At 71.7% G+C, this 20,576-nt stretch carries 20 protein-coding genes and 1 pseudogene; 10 read left to right on the top strand and 11 right to left on the bottom strand.

What is annotated here, in order from left to right; genetic code table 11:
• Positions 1-29 precede the first annotated feature (29 nt).
• The 5 genes and pseudogenes from ABD327_RS11140 to ABD327_RS11120 all read right to left on the bottom strand — a co-directional run.
• Entirely contained in the window at positions 30-359 is a 330-nt protein-coding gene (locus tag ABD327_RS11140) for a plasmid stabilization protein (RefSeq protein ID WP_344450222.1), read from the bottom strand.
• A 40-nt stretch (positions 360-399) separates the two neighbouring features.
• Positions 400-2,466: a catalase gene (locus ABD327_RS11135; protein WP_344450221.1), complete on the bottom strand. Its 2,067-nt coding sequence runs from the start codon at positions 2,464-2,466 to the stop codon at positions 400-402.
• A gap of 103 nt (positions 2,467-2,569) precedes the next feature.
• Complete coding sequence (locus ABD327_RS11130; protein WP_344450417.1) at positions 2,570-3,064, bottom strand: DUF6328 family protein; 495 nt, start codon at positions 3,062-3,064, stop codon at positions 2,570-2,572.
• Positions 3,065-3,236: 172 nt separating this feature from the next.
• Positions 3,237-3,758, bottom strand: coding sequence for an NsdA family TPR-like regulatory protein (locus tag ABD327_RS37570; RefSeq protein WP_486303498.1), 522 nt, complete (start codon positions 3,756-3,758; stop codon positions 3,237-3,239).
• A gap of 107 nt (positions 3,759-3,865) precedes the next feature.
• Positions 3,866-4,654, bottom strand: a pseudogene (locus ABD327_RS11120) (helix-turn-helix domain-containing protein); the annotation flags it as partial.
• 192 nt (positions 4,655-4,846) lie between these two features.
• Here ABD327_RS11120 and ABD327_RS11115 point away from each other — a divergent pair.
• From ABD327_RS11115 to ABD327_RS11085, 7 genes are all read left to right on the top strand, one after another.
• Positions 4,847-5,827 carry an ATP-binding protein gene (locus ABD327_RS11115; RefSeq protein WP_344450218.1) on the top strand — a complete coding sequence of 327 codons (981 nt, stop codon included), beginning with the start codon at positions 4,847-4,849 and terminating at the stop codon, positions 5,825-5,827.
• The gene (locus ABD327_RS11110; RefSeq protein WP_344450217.1) at positions 5,824-6,261 is read left to right on the top strand and encodes a roadblock/LC7 domain-containing protein; all 438 of its coding nucleotides are present in this window, start codon (positions 5,824-5,826) and stop codon (positions 6,259-6,261) included. Before ABD327_RS11115 ends, ABD327_RS11110 begins: the two co-directional genes overlap by 4 nt.
• A complete protein-coding gene (locus tag ABD327_RS11105; protein WP_344450216.1) occupies positions 6,258-6,602 on the top strand; it encodes a DUF742 domain-containing protein in 345 nt (114 codons plus the stop codon). Before ABD327_RS11110 ends, ABD327_RS11105 begins: the two co-directional genes overlap by 4 nt.
• Positions 6,583-7,173: a GTP-binding protein gene (locus tag ABD327_RS11100; protein ID WP_344450215.1), complete on the top strand. Its 591-nt coding sequence runs from the start codon at positions 6,583-6,585 to the stop codon at positions 7,171-7,173. Before ABD327_RS11105 ends, ABD327_RS11100 begins: the two co-directional genes overlap by 20 nt.
• 17 nt (positions 7,174-7,190) lie before the next feature.
• On the top strand, positions 7,191-8,435 hold the full coding sequence (locus tag ABD327_RS11095; RefSeq protein WP_344450214.1) for a styrene monooxygenase/indole monooxygenase family protein: 1,245 nt from the start codon (positions 7,191-7,193) through the stop codon (positions 8,433-8,435).
• Positions 8,436-8,557: 122 nt separating this feature from the next.
• Positions 8,558-9,556: a diaminopimelate epimerase gene (gene dapF / locus ABD327_RS11090; RefSeq protein ID WP_344450213.1), complete on the top strand. Its 999-nt coding sequence runs from the start codon at positions 8,558-8,560 to the stop codon at positions 9,554-9,556.
• Positions 9,557-9,663: 107 nt separating this feature from the next.
• Entirely contained in the window at positions 9,664-11,052 is a 1,389-nt protein-coding gene (locus tag ABD327_RS11085; RefSeq protein ID WP_344450212.1) for an FAD/NAD(P)-binding protein, read from the top strand.
• Here ABD327_RS11085 and ABD327_RS11080 read toward each other — a convergent pair.
• Positions 11,040-11,366: a hypothetical protein gene (locus ABD327_RS11080; protein ID WP_344450211.1), complete on the bottom strand. Its 327-nt coding sequence runs from the start codon at positions 11,364-11,366 to the stop codon at positions 11,040-11,042. The two genes, ABD327_RS11085 and ABD327_RS11080, sit on opposite strands and share 13 nt — an antisense overlap.
• Positions 11,367-11,641: 275 nt before the next feature.
• Here ABD327_RS11080 and ABD327_RS11075 point away from each other — a divergent pair, with 275 nt between their 5' ends.
• Positions 11,642-12,934, top strand: a complete 1,293-nt coding sequence (locus ABD327_RS11075; protein WP_344450210.1) for a carotenoid oxygenase family protein — start codon at positions 11,642-11,644, stop codon at positions 12,932-12,934.
• Between the two features lie 19 nt (positions 12,935-12,953).
• On the opposite strand, the gene ABD327_RS11070 is transcribed toward ABD327_RS11075, so the two are convergent.
• The gene (locus tag ABD327_RS11070) at positions 12,954-13,646 is read right to left on the bottom strand and encodes a formylglycine-generating enzyme family protein (RefSeq protein WP_344450209.1); all 693 of its coding nucleotides are present in this window, start codon (positions 13,644-13,646) and stop codon (positions 12,954-12,956) included.
• Between the two features lie 530 nt (positions 13,647-14,176).
• Between ABD327_RS11070 and ABD327_RS11065 the strand changes: the two genes are divergently transcribed.
• Positions 14,177-14,596, top strand: a complete 420-nt coding sequence (locus ABD327_RS11065; protein ID WP_344450208.1) for a helix-turn-helix domain-containing protein — start codon at positions 14,177-14,179, stop codon at positions 14,594-14,596.
• Between the two features lie 24 nt (positions 14,597-14,620).
• Here the strand turns inward: ABD327_RS11065 and ABD327_RS11060 are convergent, their stop codons facing one another.
• A complete protein-coding gene (locus ABD327_RS11060) occupies positions 14,621-15,094 on the bottom strand; it encodes a DUF6194 family protein (RefSeq protein WP_344450207.1) in 474 nt (157 codons plus the stop codon).
• A 93-nt stretch (positions 15,095-15,187) separates the two neighbouring features.
• Between ABD327_RS11060 and ABD327_RS11055 the strand changes: the two genes are divergently transcribed.
• Positions 15,188-15,349: a hypothetical protein gene (locus ABD327_RS11055; RefSeq protein WP_344450206.1), complete on the top strand. Its 162-nt coding sequence runs from the start codon at positions 15,188-15,190 to the stop codon at positions 15,347-15,349.
• Between the two features lie 50 nt (positions 15,350-15,399).
• Here ABD327_RS11055 and nrfD read toward each other — a convergent pair whose 3' ends face one another.
• The 3 genes from nrfD to fdh are packed head-to-tail and all read right to left on the bottom strand — an operon-like array spanning position 15,400 to position 20,537.
• Complete coding sequence (gene nrfD / locus ABD327_RS11050; RefSeq protein WP_344450205.1) at positions 15,400-16,440, bottom strand: NrfD/PsrC family molybdoenzyme membrane anchor subunit; 1,041 nt, start codon at positions 16,438-16,440, stop codon at positions 15,400-15,402.
• Positions 16,437-17,276 carry a 4Fe-4S dicluster domain-containing protein gene (locus ABD327_RS11045; protein WP_344450204.1) on the bottom strand — a complete coding sequence of 280 codons (840 nt, stop codon included), beginning with the start codon at positions 17,274-17,276 and terminating at the stop codon, positions 16,437-16,439. The genes nrfD and ABD327_RS11045 overlap by 4 nt, the downstream gene beginning before the upstream one ends.
• Positions 17,277-17,279: 3 nt before the next feature.
• A complete protein-coding gene (gene fdh / locus ABD327_RS11040; protein ID WP_344450203.1) occupies positions 17,280-20,537 on the bottom strand; it encodes a formate dehydrogenase in 3,258 nt (1,085 codons plus the stop codon).
• Between the last annotated feature and the right edge of the window lie 39 nt (positions 20,538-20,576).

Raw genomic sequence — 20,576 nt, 5'->3', positions numbered from 1 at the left:
GAGCTCCGTCCGGCGGCCGACGGGCCTCATCAGCCCGAGCTCAGCGCCTTCTCCAGCTCCGACTTCGTCATGTTGGAGCGCCCCGGGATGTCCCGGCGCTTGGCCTCTTCATAGAGCTGCTCCTTGGTCCGGCCGCGAGGGCCGGGCTTGCCGGAGCGCAGGCCGCCCCGGCGCTGGGGCGACATGTCCTCTCGGGAGGTCCTGCTCGACCGGCGGGCCTCCCCGGACTGGGCGCGGTTCTTGTTCACGGTCCGCGCCGCGACCTCCTTGGCGCGCTTCTCCCCGGTGCCCTGCTCCTTCTGGGACTGCTTGATGTGCTCGTACTGCCGTTCCCGTTTGTCACTCCATGCCTGAGGCATCTCTCCTCCTCCTTGTTCGGATGGTGAAGGCCCCCACCGGTCAGGCCGGCACGTTCTCGCTGTCGCGGCCGAAGTGCCGGTGCGCGGCGACGGCCTCGGTGAAGGCGCTGGTGAACTCGGTCGCCGCGGCGTCCCCTGTCACCACGCCCTCGGCGGGGACCGGGACGCCGGCGCGTTCCAGCAGGGCCTGGGCCGCCCTCCCGGAGCCTCCGACGGCCTTGCCGTGCTTGTAGGACTCGGTGACGAAGTGCACGGCGTCCCCGTCCTTGCCGAGCTCCTCGACGCTCCCGTCCCCGCCCGGCACGTAGACGGCGTCGTAGAGCACCGACCCGACGGTCTTGATCGACCGGTCGACCTCCAGCGTCTCGCCGTTCGCGTCGTGCACGGAGCCGTCGATGGAGGCGAGGACCTCGCAGATCGCGCCCTGCCCGGTGAGGGCCTCGCTCACCGTCGTCACGTCGGCGGCGTCCACGCCGTCGGCGACCAGGATCGCGATCTTCCGGGTGGCGACGCCGCGCACCGGGTCGACGGCCTGGCTGAGCGCGGGCGAGGAGCGCTTGTGGGTCTCTCCGGCCGGTTCGGGCGAGGCGACGCCGACGCCCTCGGCGACCGCGACGGCCAGGTGGTGGTCGACGTGGGCGAGGTTGCGGACCACGCCCTCCCTGATGTGCTTCCGGCGGACCTTGCCCAGCTCGAACCGGAACGCGCCGATGATGTGCTTCTTCTCCCAGACCGACATGCTGTTCCAGAACAGGGTCGCCTGGCTGTAGTGGTCGTTGAAGCTCTCCGCGCGCTTGCGGATCATCTTCCCGTCGACCTGCTGCGGGTAGAAGGTGTAGGCGGAGGCGTCGCCCGCCAGCACGGGGCAGCCGCCGCCGACGGAGTTGGGGTGGTAGGAGGCCTCCCCCTTGTGGATCGCCGTCTGGTGGTAGCCGTCCCGGTGGTGGTTGGCGACCTCGGCGACCGGCCGGTTGACCGGGAGCTGCGGGAAGTTCGGGCCGCCCAGGCGGATGAGCTGGGTGTCCAGGTAGGAGAACAGCCGGGCCTGCAGCAGCGGGTCGTTGGTGACGTCGATGCCCGGCACCACGTTGCCCAGGTGGAAGGCGACCTGCTCGGTCTCGGCGAAGAAGTTGTCGGGATTGCGGTCGAGGACGAGACGGCCGACCGGCCGGACCGGCACCTCCTCCTCCGGGATGATCTTGGTGGCGTCCAGCAGGTCGAAGTCGAACCTGTGCTCGTCCTCCTCGGGCACCAGCTGCACGCCGAGCTCCCACTCGGGGAAGGCGCCGTTCTCGATCGCCTCCCACAGGTCCCCCCGGTTGAAGTCCGGGTCCTTCCCCGCGATCTTCTGGGTCTCGTCCCACACCAGGGAGTGGATCCCGAGCTTGGGCGTCCAGTGGAACTTCACGAACGTGCTGCGCCCCTCGGCGTTCACGAACCGGAAGGTGTGGACGCCGAACCCCTGCATCATCCGGTAGCTGCGCGGTATCGCGCGGTCGGACATCAGCCACATCATCATGTGCATGGTCTCGGGCTGGAGCTGCACGAAGTCCCAGAGCGTGTCGTGGGCGGAGGACGCCTGGGGGATCTCGTTGTGCGGCTCGGGCTTCACCGCGTGCACGAAGTCGGGGAACTTGATGCCGTCCTGGATGAAGAAGACGGGGATGTTGTTGCCGACGAGGTCGAAGTTGCCCTCCTCGGTGTAGAACTTCGTGGCGAAGCCCCGGACGTCGCGCACGGTGTCCGCCGAACCGCGTGAGCCCGCCACCGTGGAGAACCGGACGAACACCGGTGTCCGCCGGCCCGGCGTGGTCAGGAATCGCGCCTGGGTGTACTCGGAGAAGGAGTCGTCATAGGGCTCGAAATAGCCGTAGGCGCCCGCGCCCCGGGCGTGGACCACCCGCTCGGGGATGCGTTCGTGGTCGAAATGGGTGATCTTTTCTCGAAGGTGGAAATCCTGGAGCAGGCTCGGCCCGCGTTCACCGGGGCGCAGGGAGTTGTCGGTGTCGTCGACGCGTATGCCCTGGTCGGTGGTGAGGGTTCCCTCGTCGGCGTTCACCCTGAAGTCGGAGAGTTGCCGGTCCTTGGCCGTACCGTCGTTGGTCATGCCTGGTTCCGCCTTATGTATTGCTCAGAGTCCGATGTTTGCGACCTGCCCTGGTGGCACCGCCTGAATCCGGCACTTGTCGTTTGTTTACGGTCCTTGGGCCTCAGCCCTGGCGGGAGCGGTAGAGGAACGGCCCGACGAACCAGATCCACACCGCCAGCAGGGCGAGGACGGCCGAGGTGATCACCGCGACGGGCCAGTGGAAGATGTAGTCGACGACCAGCAGGGTCGCGGAGGTGATGGACACCGCCAGGGCGAGCGTCCCGACCATGGCGTACCGGTTCGACCGGTGCACCAGGGGCTCCTTCAGACCCTGCCGGAACAGGATGCGGTGCTGGGCCGCGGGCGCGATGAAGAAGATCGAGGCGACCGCCGCGGACACCAGCGCCACGTAGTACAGGTCGCGCTGGAAATGGGTCACCTCCTCGAAGCCGGGGGAGAACGGCACGGTGAGCAGGAAGGCGAAGAGCACCTGCACTCCGGTGACGGCGACCCGCAGGCCCTGCAGCAGTTCCACGAAGTTGCGGTCGGCCCTGGCGGCGGGCGACTCGCCGGGCACGGCGCTGGGGGAGCTTTCCACGCTCTGGGGGTCTTGCATGTTCAAGTGTTCTCACTCATCCTTCTCTGCCGGCACAAACCATCTCTGCGTGGGGCACTTTTACCCATGAGTGTCTGGAAAAACGCTGATGCTCGGCGGAAGGCGTGGTGAGATCCGCCTCAGCGGGAGAGATGGCGGCCGGCGCCCCCGAACTCCTCCGGGTAGGGGAGCGTCAGGCGGCGGGGTTCAGCGCGCTGCCCAGGTATTCGCGCCACTCCCGGACCAGGGGGTGGGCGCGGTGCGCGGAGAGCTCGGCGGTGAAGGCCCCGAGGAGGGCGCGGGCCCGGCGCGAGGTGAGGCCGTTGGCCATGGGGACGGCGCGGCGCGCCACCGCCACCGCCTCGTCGAGCTCGCCGAGCCCGACCAGCGCCTGGGCCTTGTGCACCACGTTGAACTGGGCGGATCGGGGGTAGGCGGCGCCGAACCCGGCCAGCGCCTCCCGGGCGCAGTCGGCGGCGCGGCGGGCCTCTCCGATCATGCGCCAGGCGCAGCCCGCCTCGGCGGCGATCTCGGCGGGGCCCAGATTGCTGATCCAGGAGGGCTCCTCGTCACCGTGAGTGGCCAGCGCGAAGGTGGTCTCCACCTCGCCGAGCAGCTGCCGCACCCGGCGGGCGGTGTGCCCGTCGGGGGTCTCGGACAGCTCGGCGCGCAGCGCGGTGGCGAGGAGTTCGCGCAGGGTGAGCGCGGCCCGCACCCGCGGTGGCGCCGCGGNAGCGCGGCCCGCACCCGCGGTGGCGCGGCGGCGACCCGCCCGGCCCGGCGGGCGGCCCTGGCCAGCCGGACGGCCCAGACGGGGTGGCCGAGGTCGATGGCCTGCTGGGACATGACGGTCAGCACCCAGGCCGCGGTCATCGGGTCGTCCGCGGCCTTGGCCAGGCGCAGCGCCTGCCCGTAGTGCCGCTGGGCCAGGCCGTCCAGACGCAGGTCGTAGGCCTCCCACCCGGCCAGCCCGGTCATGGTCGCGGCGGCGGACAGCAGAGCGGCGCCGACTCCGTCGGAGTAGGTGCCGGAGAGCAGCGGGGCGACCGAGGTGTGCAGGTAGTCCACCACCGCGGGGCGGACCATGCCCCCGCCGTGGCGGCGGTCCATGGAGGCGAACGCCCGAGTGGCCTCCTGGATGCGCAGGACGTCCGGCCCGCCGACCCGGCGGCGGCGTCCGGCGTGCTCGCGCGATTCGGGACCGGCGTCCAGGTCCCAGCCGAGCAGCCACTCGGGCCAGGCCTCGGGGGAGACGGGGAGGGAGTGCAGCCTCCCGCGCCGCCTGACGTCCGCGTCGCGGGCCCACAGCTCCACCGCGCCGCGCACGGTGTGTCCGAGGTGTCCATCGCTCCCGCCGCGGTCGCGGTCCGGGGACGGGTCCTGCCCGGAAGAGCCGCCGAACCAGCGGGAGACCTCCTGGGCCGTGGTGCCGAAGACCTCGGCGAGCCGGACCCGGTGGGCGGGCCGCACGTCCTGGATCCCGCGCTCCCAGCGGGACCAGGTGGAGACCGACACCTGCACGGCCTCGGCGGCCTGCTCCTGACCCCAGCCCAACCGCTCCCGGGCGGCCTTCAGCGCGCTCCGGTGGTTCTGGTCCTGTTCGACCTTCATGCCTGCCTTGGGTCTCGGCTCCTCCTTATTTCCGGCAATTCTGGTGGTTTTTTACGGCCCGGTCCTGTCTTTTGGTAATAAACGCCCAGTAAACGCCTAGCCAAGGGAACGCCCGGCGGAACGCTCTTCCCTTCACGCCGGGCAGCCGGTCTCCTAAGGCGCTGTGATCGCGCGCCATGGAGGTGGACCCGGGTGAACTGGTGGAGAAGGCTGCGGGAACCGGCTTCCCCGGCGGCTCCGGCCGCCGCGCCGCCCGCGCCCGTCCCGCCGTCCTGGCCGCCGCAGGTCGCCGCGGCGGTGACCCTGCGCCTGCTCAGCCTCACCGAACTGCAGCGGGAGGCCCTCGACGCGCTCCAGCGGGCCGAGGACGACCCGCGGACCCTCGAACTGCTCTACCGGCTCGACCACGGAAACGCCCAGGTGCGGCGCCTGTCGCGGGGGCTGCGGATCCTCGCGGGGGAGCCCGCCGGGTACGGCGGGGGACACGCCGCGACGATGCCGGACGTCGTCAACATGGCCACCGCCATGGTCGGCCAGTACCAGCGGGTCCGCATCGCCGACCTCGTCGACCGGGTCGCCCCGCCCCACTTCGCCGAGGACCTCGGCCTCCTGCTCGCCGAACTGCTCGACAACGGGACCCGCCACGGCGGCCGTGCGACCGTCGGAGCCCGCGCGCTCGAGAGCGGAACCGTCGTGATCCACGTGCGGGACGGCGGCCCCGGCTGCTCCCCGGACTGGATGGCCCGCGTCAACGCCTGGCTCGCCGGAACGGTCCAGCCGGTGGTCGAGCAGAACGGGCGGCACAGCGGCCTGACGATCGTCCACCACCTGGCCCGCAGGCACGGGCTGCAGGTCAACCTCTCGGCACCCCCTCCAGGAGAGGACGGGACCGGCACGCTCGTGACGGTGTACGTCCCCGCCCACCTCCTGCCCGAGGCGCGGCCGGAGACGCGGCCGGAGGACCTGGCGCCGCGTCCCGGGCAGGCCGCCGCGGAGACGGCCGACCTTCCCCGGCGGGTCCCCGGCAGCGCCTACACCGGCGACACGGACCAGGACGGGACGGCGTCCCCCGTCCCGCCCTCCGCGGGCTCGCCGGCCGATCTGGCCGATCTGGCCGCGGCCTTCTCCCTCCCCGAGCACTTCCCCGTCCCCGAGCACCAGGAGCGACCGTGAACGCACCGCCCCGTCTGCCCGGCCAGGTCGGCGGCGACCTGCGCTACCTGCTCAACGACTTCGCCCGCACCCCCGGCGTCCGGCACGCGGTGCTGCTGTCCATGGACGGGCTGGCGATGCTGTGGTCCGACGGGCTCGGCCGCGACACCGCCGAACGGCTGGCCGCGCTGACCTGCTCGGCCCTGGGCACCGGCCGGGCGCTGGCCAAGGAGGTCGGCGAGTCCGACCAGCGCGGCGGGCAGCTCATCTGCCAGTTCCCCTCCGGCGGGCACTTCGTCGTCGGCGCGATCGGGATGACGGCGGGCATCGGCGTCTCGGTCGAGCCGGGCGCGAACCTGCCGGCGGTCGTCAACGACCTGCAGCGGCTCATCGGCGGGGTCGGAGCCCGGCTGGCGCCCCAGCCGCTGCACGCTCCGGGCGGTGGTCAGGCGTGAGTCCGCCGCCCCGCCACCCGTGGGCGCGGGACTTCGTACTCGTCGGAGGGCGCACCGGAACCCGGTGGCGGATGCTGGTGCACACCCTGGTCAGCGGGGACGGCGACCACCCGCCCGACGCGGCCGGACCGCAGCCCGAGGCCCTCGCCCTGTACCGGGAGGTCCTCGCCGAACCCCGGTCGGTGGCGGAGCTGTCGGCGGTCTGCGGGCTTCCCCTGGGCGTCACCCGGGTGCTGCTGGGCGACCTGGCGGGCCGAGGCCTGGTCACCCTGCACGCCGACATCGACCCCTTCAGCCCGCACATCCTGGAAAGGCTGCTCGATGGCCTCCGCGCACTCTGACCGCCCGCCGGACTCGGCGAAGATCGTCGTCGCGGGCGGATTCGGGGTCGGCAAGACGACCTTCGTCGGCTCGGTCAGCGAGATCGAGCCCGTCGACACCGACGTCTGGATGACCTCCGAGTCGCGCGGCGTCGACCGGGACCGGCCCGGCAAGATCCGCACCACCGTCGCGATGGACTTCGGCCGGATCTCCCTGCCGACCGGGCTGGTGCTGTACCTGTTCGGCACGCCAGGACAACCGCGGTTCTGGCACATGTGGGACGACATCGCACGGGGCGCCAGCGCCGCGGTCGTCCTGGTCGACACCCGCGACCTGGAGTCCTCGTTCGCCGCCGTCGACTACTTCGAGCGCGACAGGCGGCTGCCGTTCATCGTCCTGGTCAACCTCTTCGACGGGGTGGCCACCCACCCGTTGGACAAGGTGCGGGACGCGCTGCAGATCTCCCCCCGCGTGCCGCTGATGGCCGCCGACGTCCGGGACCGGCGGCAGACCCTCAGCGCCCTGGTCGCCTCCGTGCAGCACACGATCCGCACGACGAGCCCCGCCGCGGCGAACGCGGCGGTCTTTTGAACCCTCTGGGAGCACGGATGCGCAGAATCCTCATCATCGGCGCCGGTCAGGCCGGACTCCAGCTGGCCCTCACGCTGCTCGGGCACGGCGGCTACGACGTCACCGTCATGACCGCGCAGACCCCCGAGGAGATCCGGGACGGGCGGATCACCTCGACCCAGTGCATGTTCTTCCCCGCGCTGGAGATCGAGCGGGAGGCCGGGCTGAACCACTGGGAGGAGCCGGCGCCCTGGATAGAGGGGCAGCGGGTGACACTGGCCGGGCCGGGCGGTCAGAAGCTGCTGGAGACCTACGGGATCTGGGACGCCCCCGCCCAGTCGGTGGACCAGCGGGTCAAGATGTCGGGCTGGCTGGAGCGGGTGGAGAAGGCCGGCGGGCGGGTCGTCCTGCACCCCGTCGTCACCTCCGACCTGGAGGCGCTGTCCCGCATGTACGACCTGACGCTCGTCGCCGCGGGCAAGGGCGCGCTGGTCGAGCTGTTCGACCGCGACGCCTCCCGCTCGCCCTACGACGCCCCGCAGCGGAACCTCGCCGCGATCTACGTGCGCGGCGTCAGGCCCTACCCGGAGCACCCGACGCCGCACGTGCGGATCAACGCCGTGCCCGGCGTGGGGGAGACGTACCTGATGCCCGCGCTCACCACGAGCGGGGTCTGCGACGCGGTGCTGGTCGAGGCCGTGCCCGGCGGGCCGTTCGACGTGTTCGGCGACCGGCGGATCAGCCCGGACGAGCACCTGCGGCGGCTCCGGGCCCTCTACGCCGAGTGGATGCCGTGGGAGCACGAGCTGTACGCGGAGGCCGAGCCGACCGACGAGTTCTCCACCCTGTACGGGGGGTACGCGCCGGTCGTGCGGCATCCGGTGGGGACGGTGGGGGACCGGCACGTCCTGGGCATGGGCGACGTCGTCGTCCTCAACGACCCCGGTTGCGGGCAGGGGGCCAACAACGCGGCGCACTGCGCGTCGATCTACCACAGGGCGATCGTGGAGCACGGCGACCGGCCGTTCACGCCCGAATGGATGCACCGGACGTTCGAGCGGTACTGGGAGTACTCCCGGTGGGCGACCGCCCTGACCAACACGATGATCGGCCCGCTGCCCGAGCACGTGCAGCAGGTCCTGGGCGTGGCGTCCACGGACGACGAGACGGCGCGGCGGTTCGCCCGGGGCTACGCGGTGCCGCCGTCCCTGGCCGACTGGTTCTTCGACGCCGAGAAGGCCGGCGCCTACCTGGCGACCCGGACACCGCAGCCCGCGGAGTGATCTTCCCCATGCCCGGAGGCCCCGGGGCCGTGCGGGGCCTCCGGGCGGCCCCGGGCCGATAAAATGGGCTGATTCGCTGGTCACGGCGCTGTCGGCGCCCCTGCAGGAAGCGGTCCACGTCCATGTCCTCGGTCCTCGCGGTTACCAAGACCCACGGGTCGCGCAACGAGATCTTCGTGATCGACGGCGCGCCCGACGCCCTGCTGCCCGCCGGGGACGTGGCCCGCGCCGTCGAGCGGTTGTGCGACCGCGAGCTCGGGCTGGGCGGCGACGGCGCCTACTTCGTGGAGGACCTGGGGGACGGGACGGCCAAGGCCTGGTTCTTCAACCCCGACGGCTCGCCCTCGCTGCTGTGCGGGAACGGGATGCGGGCCGTGGGGCGGCTCCTGCTGGACCGCCACTCGGCCGAGAGCGTCCTGGTGCACACCGGGCCCTACTCCTTCGCCGTCCGGCGGGCCGAGCCGAGCTCGCACGGGGTCGCGCGGACGGCGGTGGAGCTGCCGCCGGTCGACTTCACGCCCGCCGACCCGATCGTGGCGGGGGTGGAGTACCCGTTCACCGACGGCGCGCTGCCGGCCTACCACCCGTCCCGGACGGTGACGGTCGTCGCCGTGCCGAACTCCCACCTGATCACCGTCGTCGACGCCTACGACGAGAACGAGCTGATCGCCACCGGGAGGCGCGTCGCCGCCGACGCCGAGACGTTCCCGATCGGGGCGAACACCAGCTTCGTCCTCCCGCTGGCGGAGGACGAGGCGTTCGTGCACACCTTCGAGCGGGGCGCGGGCCTCACCCCGTCCTGCGGGTCGGGGATCGCGGCCTCGCGGGCGACGCTGTCGCGGCTGGGGCTGGCCGAGCCGGACCGCCCGGTGCTGGTGCGCAACCCCGGCGGGCCCGCGCGCAGCTGGCTGCAGGAGCGGGAGGGGCGCTGGCAGCCGCTGCTGGAGGGCAACGCCACGGTCGTCTACCGCACCGAGCTGGAGCCGTCCGCGCTGCTCGGCGAGGGCGCGGTGAAGTGGGAGGAGGACGCCGACCCGGCCGAGGCCTCGGCGTTCGCCGCCCTCTACGAGGAGAACGCCGGGATCCTCCGTGCCCGGGGTGTGCGTCCCTCGATGTTGTGATCCCCGGAGGTCGTTGAGCCGTCCCGGACGCGGCGCCGTATCGCGTCCGGGACGGCCTGCCTGCATTCTCTATCATTCATGTTGGAAATGTGTACTACGCTTGGAGGATGTTCGACATTGCGGAGCCGAGGCGGGACGAACCGGTGGTGGCGATCGTCGGAGGAGGGGCGAGCGGCACTCTGACCGCCGTCCACGCCCTCCGGCGGGGCGGGAGGCCGCCCCGGTTCGTGATGATCGACAAAGACGGGCGGCACGGGCTGGGCCAGGCCTACGCCACGACCGACCCGCGCCACCTGCTGAACGCGTGCGCGTCACGCATGAGCGCGGTGGCCGACGACCCCGACCACCTCATGAGATGGGCGCGATCGCGCGGGCTGGACGCCACCGACACCGACTACCTTCCGCGCCGCCTCTACGGCGAGTACCTGCGCTCGGTGCTCGAAGAGGCCCGCGCGCCGTGGCCCGACGGCCAGGTGACCGAACTGACCGGCACCGTCGTCTCGCTCCGCCCCGGAGAGCGGCCCGTCCTGGGACTGGCCGACGGGCGGACGGTCGAGGCGGACGCCGTCGTGCTCGCCACCGGGAACCGGCCCCCCGCCGCGTGGCCGCACGTCCGGGCGGGGGACCGCTACGTCCCCGACCCGTGGGCACCCGGCGCGCTGGACGGGCGGGGAGACGGAAGCCCCGTCCTCATCGTCGGCACCGGCCTGACGATGGTCGACCTCGCCGTGACCCTGACCGGCGCGCACCCCGACACCGTCGTCCACGCCGTCTCCCGGCACGGCCTGCTTCCCGCGCACCACCGATGTCCCCAGCCGCCTCCCGTGCGGATCCCGATTCCCGAAGGGCCCCTGACCCTGGCCGCCCTGATGCGCGCCATCCGCGCGGCGGTGAACGCCAGCGGAGGGGAGTGGCACGCGATCGTCGACGGGCTGCGCCCCCGCGTCCCGTCCCTGTGGGACCGGCTTCCCGCCGGAGACCGCCGGCGCTTCCTCTCCCTGGCCGCCCGCTACTGGGAGGTCCACCGCCACCGGATCCCGCCCGAGACGGCTGCCCGCGTCGAGGAGCTCCGCGCCTCAGGCCGTCTGCGCGTGCTCCGGGGAAGCCTGGCGTCCGCCACGGCTCACGGCCACGGCGTCCTGGCCCGCCTCGACACGCCCGAAGGGCCGCACGAACTGCGCGTCGGGCACATCGTCAACAGCACCGGCCCCTCCCACGACCTGCGGACGGACCCCCTCCTGAACAGCCTGTTCACTTCGGGCGCCGCGCGCCCCGATCCGCTGGGACTGGGCCTGGACGCGGCCCCGGACGGCGCGGTCCTGGACGCCGCGGGCCGCCCCCACGAGCGCCTCTTCACCCTCGGCCCCCCGCTCCGGGGGCTGCGCTACGAGACCACCGCCGTGCCGGAGATCCGGGAACAGGCGGCGGCCCTGGCCTCCCGGCTGTCCGAGCTGACCGCCGAGAGCGGGCGCGACCGGCTGGCTCAGCCCTTGTAGCGGTAACCGGAACCCGGGTCGCAGCCGAGATCCTCACTCGTCTCCCGCGCGGGCATGAAGGCCTGGGCGCCGCCCGTCCCTCCGGCCCGCCGCTCCGCCGAGGCCTGCGAGGAGATCGTGATCTCCGCCCCGGCCGCCGGCGGCAGCACGGCCTCGGGTCGCATGCCCAGGGCCGCCCCGGTCAGTGCCACCGCGGCCGTCACCGCGAGGGCGGCCGCTCCCGCCGCCGCCCACCGTTTCCGGGATCCGGCCCGATCCCCGGTCCTTCGTCCGTCGTCTTCCGGGCTCTGCGCCACGGTCTCCACTGCGGTCATCCCGCCCTCGATCCTCTTGGTTCGTGACCTTATCCCCACAAAACGATCTGTTTCAGCAGATCACATGAGATCCGTTATCAGAGAGTGGCGGATGCGGTAGGTGAGGAGGCCGGCCTCCCGGCCGCCGCTCCCATGATCCGGATTGCGGGCGGGCTCGGGATCGTTGGAATCGTGAAGTAGCAGATATTTCCGGAAGATCCGGATTTTGGGGTTGGCATCGGCTTTGCCGACGGTGATGATCGGGGCCCGGATCCGGTTCCGAATGGAGTGACCGCATGACCGCCTCTTACCTGCGAGAGAACTTCGCGCCCGTTCCCGACGAGATCGACGCGGGGGAGCTGGCCGTCGAGGGGGCCCTTCCGGCGGAGCTGAACGGGCGGTACTTCCGCAACGGGCCCAACCCGCTGCCCGGCCAGGACCCGGGGCACTGGTTCACGGGCCACGGGATGCTGCACGGGATACGTCTCCGCGAGGGGCGCGCCGAGTGGTACCGCAACCGCTGGGTCCGCACCGGGCAGCTCGAAGGCAAGCCGTTCATCGGCCGTTCGGGAATCGACCTTTCGGCCGTCTCGGCGAACACGAACGTCATCCGCCACGCGGGCAGGATCCTCGCGCTGGTCGAGAGCGGCCTCCCCTACGAGGTGGACCGGGAACTGGAAACGGTCGGGCCGTGCGACTTCGGGGGCAGGCTCACCACGGCGATGACGGCGCATCCGAAAGAGGACCCGCGCACCGGGGAACTCCACTTCTTCGGGTACGGATTCGCCCCGCCCTACCTCACCTACCACCGGGCCACGGCGTCCGGTGAACTGGTGGAGAGCAGGGAGGTCCCGGTTCCGGGCCCCACGATGATGCACGACTTCGCCATCACCGAGAACCACGTCGTCTGGCTCGACCTGCCGGTGGTGTTCGACCTGGAGATGATCCGCGAAGGCCTCCCGTACCGCTGGGACGACGAGTACGGGGCCCGCATCGGCGTCATGCCCCGCAACGGGGACGGAGGCGTCCGCTGGTTCGACATCGACCCCTGCTACGTCTTCCACGTGGCCAACGCCCGCGAGGACGCCTTCGGCCGCGTCGTCGTCGACGCCGTCCAGTACCCGCGCGACGTCTTCGTGGACCTCTGGAAGGGCATCAGCGGCGCTTCCGACCCGGCGGCCCAGGCCGGCGGTTCCGGCCTGCACCGCTGGACGCTGGACCCCGCCGCCGGAACCGCGAAGGAGGAGCTCCTGGACGACCGCCCCGTCGAGTTCCCCACCATCGACGACCGCCGCACCGGCCTGCCCAACACCCACCTCTACGCGGTGAACCGACAGGAGATCGTCAAGTACGACACCGGTACGGGTTCGTCCCTCGTCCACCGGACCGCGGGCGCCGCCGGCGAGGCCGTCTTCGTTCCCCGGAACCCCGACGCCGCGGGTGCGGAGGACGACGGCTGGATCCTCTCCCTCATCGGCTCCGAGGCCGAACTGCGCATCCTCGACGCGGCCGACCTCTCCCACGTCGCGTCCGTCCGCCTCCCGCGCCGGGTCCCCGAAGGCTTCCACGGCGCCTGGATCGGCGACTGAAGGCGCCGGCCGGGGCCGTTCAGAGGGAACGTGCCAGGCGGAAGCCGAGGTCGTCTATGCGGAAGGTGGGGTGGCTCTTGCGGCGGGTGCCGGCGCGGCAGCTCCAGGACGGGTCGTGGGCGCCGCCGCCGCGGAAGACGCGGTAGGGACCGTAGACGTCGGGGTCGTAGACGTCCCAGCACCACTCCCAGACGTTGCCGAGCATGTCGTGCAGGCCCCAGGGGTTGGGGGCCCTGGTGGCGACCTCGTGGACCGTGCCACGGGAGTTGGTGCGGTACCAGGCGATGTCGTCGAGGGGGCCGTAGTGGGGGCCGGAGGTGCCGGCGCGGCAGGCGTGCTCCCACTCGGCCTCGGAGGGGAGCCGGTAGCCGTTCGCGCGCCGGTCGCAGGCGACGTCCTGGGCGTTGGGGTCGTCGGTGAGGGTGTAGCAGGGGGCCAGGCCCGAGGCCCGGGAGAGGAGATTGCAGAAGCGGACGGCGTCCAGCCAGGAGACCTCGGTGACGGGGAGCCCTCGGGAGGCCGGATCCTCGGGGGAGCCGGCGTGGACGGCGCGGTAGAGCTCGCGGGTGACGGGGACGGGAGCCAGGAGGAAGGAGGCGACCTCGACCGTCCAGACGGCCTTGGTGCTCTCGTCCCGCAGGGCGGCCTCGCCGGCGGGGATCTCGATCAGGGACTCGGCGACGTGCTGGAACAGGTCGGAGGCTCGTGTCATCGGCGGCTGGGGTCTCGTTCGGTCTCTTCGGATCAGCAGCATGTGTCGGGGGCCGTTCGTGACGGGGCGGGTCGGGCACCGGTGCGGACGGGGTCGGGGGCTGTCGGTGTCGGCGGTGAGCGGGCGATGCGGGGCGAGGGGTGGTTCGTGCCGACAGGTGCCTACGTGTTCGACGAGAGGCGAAGGGAAAGCGTTCGCGCGAACGGCGTGTGGGAACTCTTCCGACGGACGGCGTTCACCGTGACGAGGTTACGGGTCGAGGGCGGGAGAACGTCGCGTGTTCCGCCCCTGGCGTGTCGAGCGGGGAGCCCCGGGCCGCGAGCGGGACTGAACCGGATGCATCGACCCCCCGAGGTCTCGTCGGCCCGACTAAGGTTTTGAATCTCCGGTACAGAGTGTCAAATCTTGTGAATCGAGTCAACATGTAACTCTCTGGAGTGCGATGGTCTGAATATGTGAGATTCCCTAAACTACCCTAAGTGATGGCTATAATGGGGAATTATGGGGAGTCTTAAGACGGGTGAGCCGCGATGAACGAGCAGATGTACTCCGTCGACCAGGTGGCGGACCTGCTGGGCCTCCATGTGAAGACGGTGCGCAACTACGTGCGTGAGGGCCGCCTGAAGGCGGTCCGCATCGGCAAGCAGTACCGGATCTCCCCGGAGGACCTGGAGTCCTTCACCGGACGGCCGCTGAAGGAGCCGCCGCCCCGCCGCCCCGCCGAACTGACCGGGATCGTGGAGGTCGGCGGGATCGGCCGGCCGGTCTTCGACCGGATCGGCACCTACCTCACGTCCGCGGTGTCGGGTGAGAGGGAAGGCGGCGCCGTGCGGATCGAACTCGCCTACGACGAGGCGCGCGCTTCGCTGAAGGTCGTCGTCTTCGGCGACCTGGCCCGTGGCGCCGACCTGCTGGCCCTCCTCAACACCCTCGTGGAAGCGGAGAAGTGACCGCCGGGAGCGGAGAGCCGCGTCTCAGGGGCGCGGCCGGTGCCGTCCGGCTGCGCGGGTGCGAGCCTCCTCCAGAAGGTCCCGGACCTGTGCGGCGGTGGCGTCGCCCGGGTTGAGGACGGCGACCCAGCCCTGGGCCGCGTATCCCGGATGGGGGAGGATCCGGTCGGCCGCCGTGTAGTCGACGTTCGGGTGATGCTCCGCGTGCGCGGCGGGCGGATAACCGAGCAACTGCTGGAATCGGTCGCGGCCGACGGCGAGGTTCAACCGGAAGACGCCGGGGCGGTTCAGCGCCGAGGCGGTGTCGAACCCCTCGTAGTCCTTGACGACGAGCGTGGCGAAGGGCATTCGGCGGTCGGAGGGGGACTCGCCGTTCGGGTCGTAGAAGAAGAACGAGTCTCCCCAAGCGGCCTCGGGAGCCCCGTTGTCCGCGCCGGCGGTGACGACCGCGACCCCCGGCAGCCCGGACACGAACTGGATGATGTCGCTTTCGTTCATGTGAGAGTGGCCTTTCGAAGCAGGGATTTCCCACCTTCGACTATGTCATTGCACCGCCCTGTGAGACTTTTCTCGTTCTTGTGAGGCCGTTTCGTGAAAAGCCTCAAACCCGGTCGCCGCGGGCTTCGTCAGCGCGCTCGGCCCCCTCACCCCGACGCGGACCTGACGACCAGGCTGTCCCTGGCGACGATGCACGCGGTGCTCGGCGTGGTCGTCATCGTCTCGCTGGAACTGGTCCGTCGCCGAAGGGTCTGAAGGGCGAGTGGCCCGTCCCCGTCCGGCGAGAACCGGACGGGGACGGTCGATCAGGAGAGGCCGGTGGGGACGATCATTTCGGGCGTGGCCTCTTCGCGCGTTTCGGCCTCCTTGCGGTGCCGCTGGGGGAGGACGGTGTACTTGGGGTCGTCGGCGGAGGCGCGGCCCGCCTCCAGGACGGCGAAGCGGGTGAGGGCGGAGCCGAGCAGGAGGGCGCCGCCGCAGAGGAACCCGGCCCTGCGGGTGCGGACGGCCGGGGCGGTGAGCGCGCCGAGGAGCGTGAGGGCTTCGGAGGCCCGGGTGAGCAGGCCCGCGCGGCCACGGGCGTAGGGCTCGGCGAGGAACCCCAGGTTGCGGCGCATGCGGCGGGCGGCGGCCAGCTCCAGCAGCCCGCCCGCGAAGGCCGTGGCGCGGACGGAGCCGTGGCGCGCCGGGGAGAGCACGGTCAGGGCCATGCCGGTGGCGGCGCACATGGACGAGCCCGCGAAGACGAAAGGGAGCTCCCGGTAGGCCTCATGCCAGGCCGGGACGGCGGTGTCGGCGAGGAGGACGGCCGTGTAGGTCGCCACGGCGGGTCCGGTGAGGGCGGCCAGCGAGGTGGACGTCGCGCCCAGCCGGGGGAACAGCCGGGTGACGTGGGACAGGGCGGCGAAGCCCGCGGAGGGCCCGTAGACGGCCAGGATCCACGAACCCATGCTCATCGGGGAGGTCGGTTTGAAGACCCGCAGCATGTTGGGGAACCGGGACGGTACGCCGAGGTCGTGGATGAGGAGCGCGGCGGACATGCTGACGGCCCCCAGCGCGCCGAGCTTGCCGACCGTGGACAGGTGGCGTCGCCCCGCCGCGTCGGCGCCCGCCGCCAGCACCGAGGAGGCCCCGGCCAGGCCGCCGAGGAAGAAGTATCCGGCGATGTCGGACGCCGCCCAGGGATCGCGCTTGATGATGGGACGCCCGTAGTAGGAGGCGAACTCGGCGTCGGGGACGACGGTCCTCTCCCCGCCCCTGCGGCCGGAGCGCAGCGCGGCGGGACTGGCCTCCCGGCCGGGGCGCTGGCCGCGCACGCCCTCCTTGGCGACGACTGACTCGCTCATCGGTGTCTCCCGAACATCGAGATGGCGGTGATCCCGCCGAACAGGGTGAGTGCGGCGATGCCCGCATGGCGCCACATCGCGGGCAGGTCCCGGGTGGTGACGACGGGGTCGGGCGGCAGGCCGTAGGTCTCGGGGGTGTCCAGGAGCAGGAAGAACGCGCCGTCCCCGCCCACCCCGTCCTCGGGGTCGTGGCCGTACAGGCGGGCGTCGGAGACCCCGGAGACGTGCAGTTGCGCCAGCCGGGTCTGCGCGCGAGTACGGAGCTCCTCCAGCGGCCCGAACTGGATGGACTCGGTCGGGCAGGCCTTGGCGCAGGCCGGTTCGAGCCCGTCGCCGATCCGGTCGTAGCACATCGTGCACTTCCAGGCCCGCCCGTCCTCCTCCCGCTTCTCGATGACGCCGTACGGGCAGGCGGGCACGCAGTACCCGCACCCGTTGCAGATGTCCTCCTGCACCACGACCGTGCCGAACTCGGTGCGGAACAGGGAGCCCGTGGGGCAGACGTCCAGGCAGGCGGCGTGCGTGCAGTGCTTGCACACGTCCGAGGACATCAGCCACCGCATGCCGTCGGCTCCGTCGGCCCCGCCGGTCACGGGCTGCTCGATGAAGGCGACATGCCGCCACGAGTCGGCTCCCAGGTTCTGCGTGTTGTCGTACGACCAGCCGGTGAAGTCCAGGCCGTCCTCGGGGATGGCGTTCCATTCCTTGCAGGCCACCTCGCACGCCTTGCACCCGATGCAGACGGACGTGTCGGTGAAGAACCCCATCCGGGGCGGCGGGTCGGCGTGGCCGGCGTCGGCGGCCACGTCCGTTTCAGGTCCGCTGAGCAGTCCCATGCCTCACACTTCCGTTCCGGTGGACGCGGTGATGCCGGCCCGTTCCCGGTACTCGCGCACCAGGGACGTCAGGGCCGCTCCCCGGGGGCGGCGGCCGGGCCGGATGTCGGCGCTGAACGCCTTGACCTCCTGGATGTGCACGTTCGGGTCCAGCGAGACGGAGGCGAGCTCGTTGGCGGCGTCCCCGGTGCTGTAGCCGTTCGGCCCCCAGTGGTAGGGCAGCCCGATCTGGTGCACGACCTGCCCGTTCAGCCGCAGCGGGCGCACCCGCTCGGTCACCAGGACCCGGACCTCGATGGCGTTGCGGGCCGTGACGACCGTGGCCCACCCGCCGTGCTCCAGCCTCCGTTCGGCGGCGAGTTCGGGAGAGACCTCGCAGAACGCCTCGGGCTGCAGCTCGGACAGGTAGGGCGACCACCGGCTCATCCCCCCGGCGGTGAAGTGCTCGGTGAGCCGGTAGGTGGTGACCGTGTACGGGAAGACCTCGGAGCCCGGTTCCGACCCGCTGGGGTGGTACCGGTTGAGGGGGTGGGAGTGGATCTGCCGGACGGGGTTGCGCCGCTGCCCGTAGAGCGGGTTGTCGAAGGGCGACTCCTGCGGCTCGTAGTGCGTCGGCAGCGGCCCGTCGACGAGCCCGGAGGGCGCGAACAGCCACCCCTTCCCGTCGGCCTGGAGGATGAACGGGTCGGTCCCGCTCAGCCCCATGGGCCCGGTCGCGTCGGCGTCGGGCCGGTAGGAGGGCGGCATGTCGGACTTGAAGTCCGGGACGTCGTGCCCCGTCCACCGCCCGGCCTCCGCGTCCCACCAGACGAGGGCCTTGCGGCTGCTCCACGGCGTCCCGTCGGGCGCGGCGGACGCCCGGTTGTAGAGGATGCGCCGGTTCTCCGGCCACGCCCACGCCCATTCGGGCGCGATCCAGCTCTGCTCGCTCCCGGGCTTCTTGCGGGCCGCCTGGTTGACGCCGTCCTTGTAGACCCCGCAGTAGATCCAGCAGCCGCAGCTGGTCGTGCCGTCGTCGCGCAGTTCGCTGGACGTCGCCAGGTGGGTTCCGCCGGGGCCGAAGCCGTTGACCTCCGCCAGGACGGCCTCGGCGCTGGGCTCGTCCAGCGGCCCCTCCACCGGGTAGTCCCAGGTCAGGTCGAGGACCGGACGGTCGCGTCCGGCCGTGGAGCCCGCCAGCTTCTCCCGGATGATCCGCCCGAGGTGGTACATGAACCACAGGTCGCTCCGCGCGTCCCCGGAGGGCTCGACGGCCCGGTGGTGCCACTGCAGCCACCGGTTGGTGTTGGTGAAGCTGCCCGACTTCTCGGTGTGCGCGGCGGCGGGGAAGAAGAACACCTCGGTCTCCACCTCGCGGGTCCGCATCTCGCCGGTCTCGATCTCCGGGCCGTCCTTCCACCAGGTGGCGCTCTCGATCAGCGAGAAGTCCCGGACGACGAGCCAGTCGAGCTCCGCCATCCCGAGCCGCTGCATCCTGGAGTTGGCCGAGCCGACCGCGGGGTTCTCGCCGAGCAGGAAGTAGCCCTTGCACACGCCTTCGAGCTGCGCGAGGACCGTCTCGTAGGTGCTGTGGTCGCCGGTCAGCCGCGGGAGGTGGCCGAAGCAGAAGTCGTTCTCCGGGCGGGCCGCATCACCCCACCAGGCCTTGAGCAGGCTGACGACGTAGGCCCGCATGTTCCCCCAGTAGCCCTTGCTCGAGGCGTCCGCCGCGATGAAGGCGTCCAGATTCTGGTGGGCGTGTGCGTGCGGCATCGGGATGTAGCCCGGCAGCAGGTCGAAGAGCGTGGGGATGTCGCTGGAGCCCTGGATGCTGGCGTGCCCGCGCAGCGCCTGGATCCCGCCCCCGGGACGGCCGACGTTGCCCAGCAGCAGCTGCAGGATCGACGCCGTCCTGATGTACTGCGAGCCGACGGTGTGCTGGGTCCAGCCGACGGCGTAGGCGAACGCGCTCGTCCGGTCGGGGCCGGAGTTGCGCACCAGCGCGTCGCAGACCTTGGCGAACATCTCCGGCGGAACTCCGCACACCCGCTGGACCATCTCGGGCGTGTAGCGGGCGTAGTGCCGTTTGAGGACCTGGAAGACGCACCGGGGGTGTTGCAGCGTCGGATCGACCGGCGGGACGCCCTCGCCGATCGAGGGGCCGCCCGCGCCGTGGCTCTCCCCGCGCCCGGACTCGCGGATCTTCCTCGTCCGCTCCTCGTACTCCTCGTCCCGATCGCCGGAGGCCGCCACGGTGCCCGGGCCGCCCATGCCCTCGTACTGCCAGGTGTCGAAGGAGTAGGCGCAATGTTCCCGGTCCAGCCCGGAGAACACCCCGTCCAGGTCCTCGGCGTCCCTGAAGTCCTCGTTGAGGATGGTCGCCGCGTTGGTGTAGTTGACGACGTAGTCGTGGAAGTAGGCGTCGTTCCGCAGGACGTGGTTGATGATCCCGCCGAGGAAGGCGATGTCGGAGCCGGCGCGCAGCGGCACGTGCAGGTCGGCGAGCGCGCTGGTGCGGGTGAACCGCGGGTCGACGTGGATGATCGTGGCCCCGCGCGCCTTGGCCTCCATCACCCACTGGAATCCGACGGGGTGGGCCTCGGCGAAGTTGGAGCCCTGCACGACGATGCAGTCCGAGTGCTGCAGGTCCTGCAGGAACATCGTCGCGCCGCCCCGGCCGAAGGACGTCCCCAGCCCCGCGACGGTCGAGCTGTGGCAGAGCCGCGCCTGGTTCTCCACCTGGACGACGCCCAGGGCGGTGAACAGCTTCTTGATGAGGTAGTTCTCCTCGTTGTCGAGCGTCGCGCCGCCGAGGCTGGCGATCCCCAGCGTCCGGCGCACGCTTACCTCGTCGTCTTCGTCCTTCAAGGTGGCCTGCCAGGTCGCCTCCCGGGTGGCGATGACCCGGTCGGCGACCATGTCCATCGCCGTCGCCAGGTCCAGCTCCTCCCAGTGGCCCGAGCGGGGGCGCCGGTACAGCACGCGGTGCTCGCGTGCCGGGCCCGTGGTGAGCTGCAGGCTCGCCGACCCCTTCGGGCACAGCCGGCCCCGGCTGACCGGGGAGTCCGGATCTCCCTCGATCTGGACGACCCTCTCGTCCTTGACGTAGACGTTCTGCGCGCAGCCGACCGCGCAGTAGGGGCACACCGACTTCACGACCCGGTCGGCCGCCGCGGTGCGGGGGGCCAGCCGTTCGGTCTCCGCCGAGCGCGCCGCGGCGCCCCGGCCGAGCCGGTCGGTTCCGGTGAGCTGCCGGTAGACCGGCCATCTCCGTAGGTCCATGACACATCCCCGCGGCCAGAGTGGTCGGAAGCAAGGGGA

Source organism: Actinocorallia aurantiaca, from assembly GCF_039533685.1.
GTDB lineage: Bacteria > Actinomycetota > Actinomycetes > Streptosporangiales > Streptosporangiaceae > Actinocorallia > Actinocorallia aurantiaca.
This window is presented reverse-complemented; position numbering and strand designations above follow the sequence as displayed.

Bases quoted from the DNA above. Each gene is read 5' to 3' on its own strand.
- ABD327_RS11140 (WP_344450222.1), bottom strand. From the start codon at position 359: ATGCCTCAGGCATGGAGTGACAAACGGGAACGGCAGTACGAGCACATC.
- ABD327_RS11135 (WP_344450221.1), bottom strand. From the start codon at position 2,466: ATGACCAACGACGGTACGGCCAAGGACCGGCAACTCTCCGACTTCAGG.
- ABD327_RS11130 (WP_344450417.1), bottom strand. From the start codon at position 3,064: ATGCAAGACCCCCAGAGCGTGGAAAGCTCCCCCAGCGCCGTGCCCGGC.
- ABD327_RS11100 (WP_344450215.1), top strand. From the start codon at position 6,583: ATGGCCTCCGCGCACTCTGACCGCCCGCCGGACTCGGCGAAGATCGTC.
- ABD327_RS11095 (WP_344450214.1), top strand. From the start codon at position 7,191: ATGCGCAGAATCCTCATCATCGGCGCCGGTCAGGCCGGACTCCAGCTG.
- dapF (WP_344450213.1), top strand. From the start codon at position 8,558: ATGTCCTCGGTCCTCGCGGTTACCAAGACCCACGGGTCGCGCAACGAG.
- ABD327_RS11085 (WP_344450212.1), top strand. From the start codon at position 9,664: ATGTTCGACATTGCGGAGCCGAGGCGGGACGAACCGGTGGTGGCGATC.
- ABD327_RS11080 (WP_344450211.1), bottom strand. From the start codon at position 11,366: ATGACCGCAGTGGAGACCGTGGCGCAGAGCCCGGAAGACGACGGACGA.
- ABD327_RS11075 (WP_344450210.1), top strand. From the start codon at position 11,642: ATGACCGCCTCTTACCTGCGAGAGAACTTCGCGCCCGTTCCCGACGAG.
- ABD327_RS11070 (WP_344450209.1), bottom strand. From the start codon at position 13,646: ATGACACGAGCCTCCGACCTGTTCCAGCACGTCGCCGAGTCCCTGATC.
- ABD327_RS11065 (WP_344450208.1), top strand. From the start codon at position 14,177: ATGAACGAGCAGATGTACTCCGTCGACCAGGTGGCGGACCTGCTGGGC.
- ABD327_RS11060 (WP_344450207.1), bottom strand. From the start codon at position 15,094: ATGAACGAAAGCGACATCATCCAGTTCGTGTCCGGGCTGCCGGGGGTC.
- nrfD (WP_344450205.1), bottom strand. From the start codon at position 16,440: ATGAGCGAGTCAGTCGTCGCCAAGGAGGGCGTGCGCGGCCAGCGCCCC.
- ABD327_RS11045 (WP_344450204.1), bottom strand. From the start codon at position 17,276: ATGGGACTGCTCAGCGGACCTGAAACGGACGTGGCCGCCGACGCCGGC.
- fdh (WP_344450203.1), bottom strand. From the start codon at position 20,537: ATGGACCTACGGAGATGGCCGGTCTACCGGCAGCTCACCGGAACCGAC.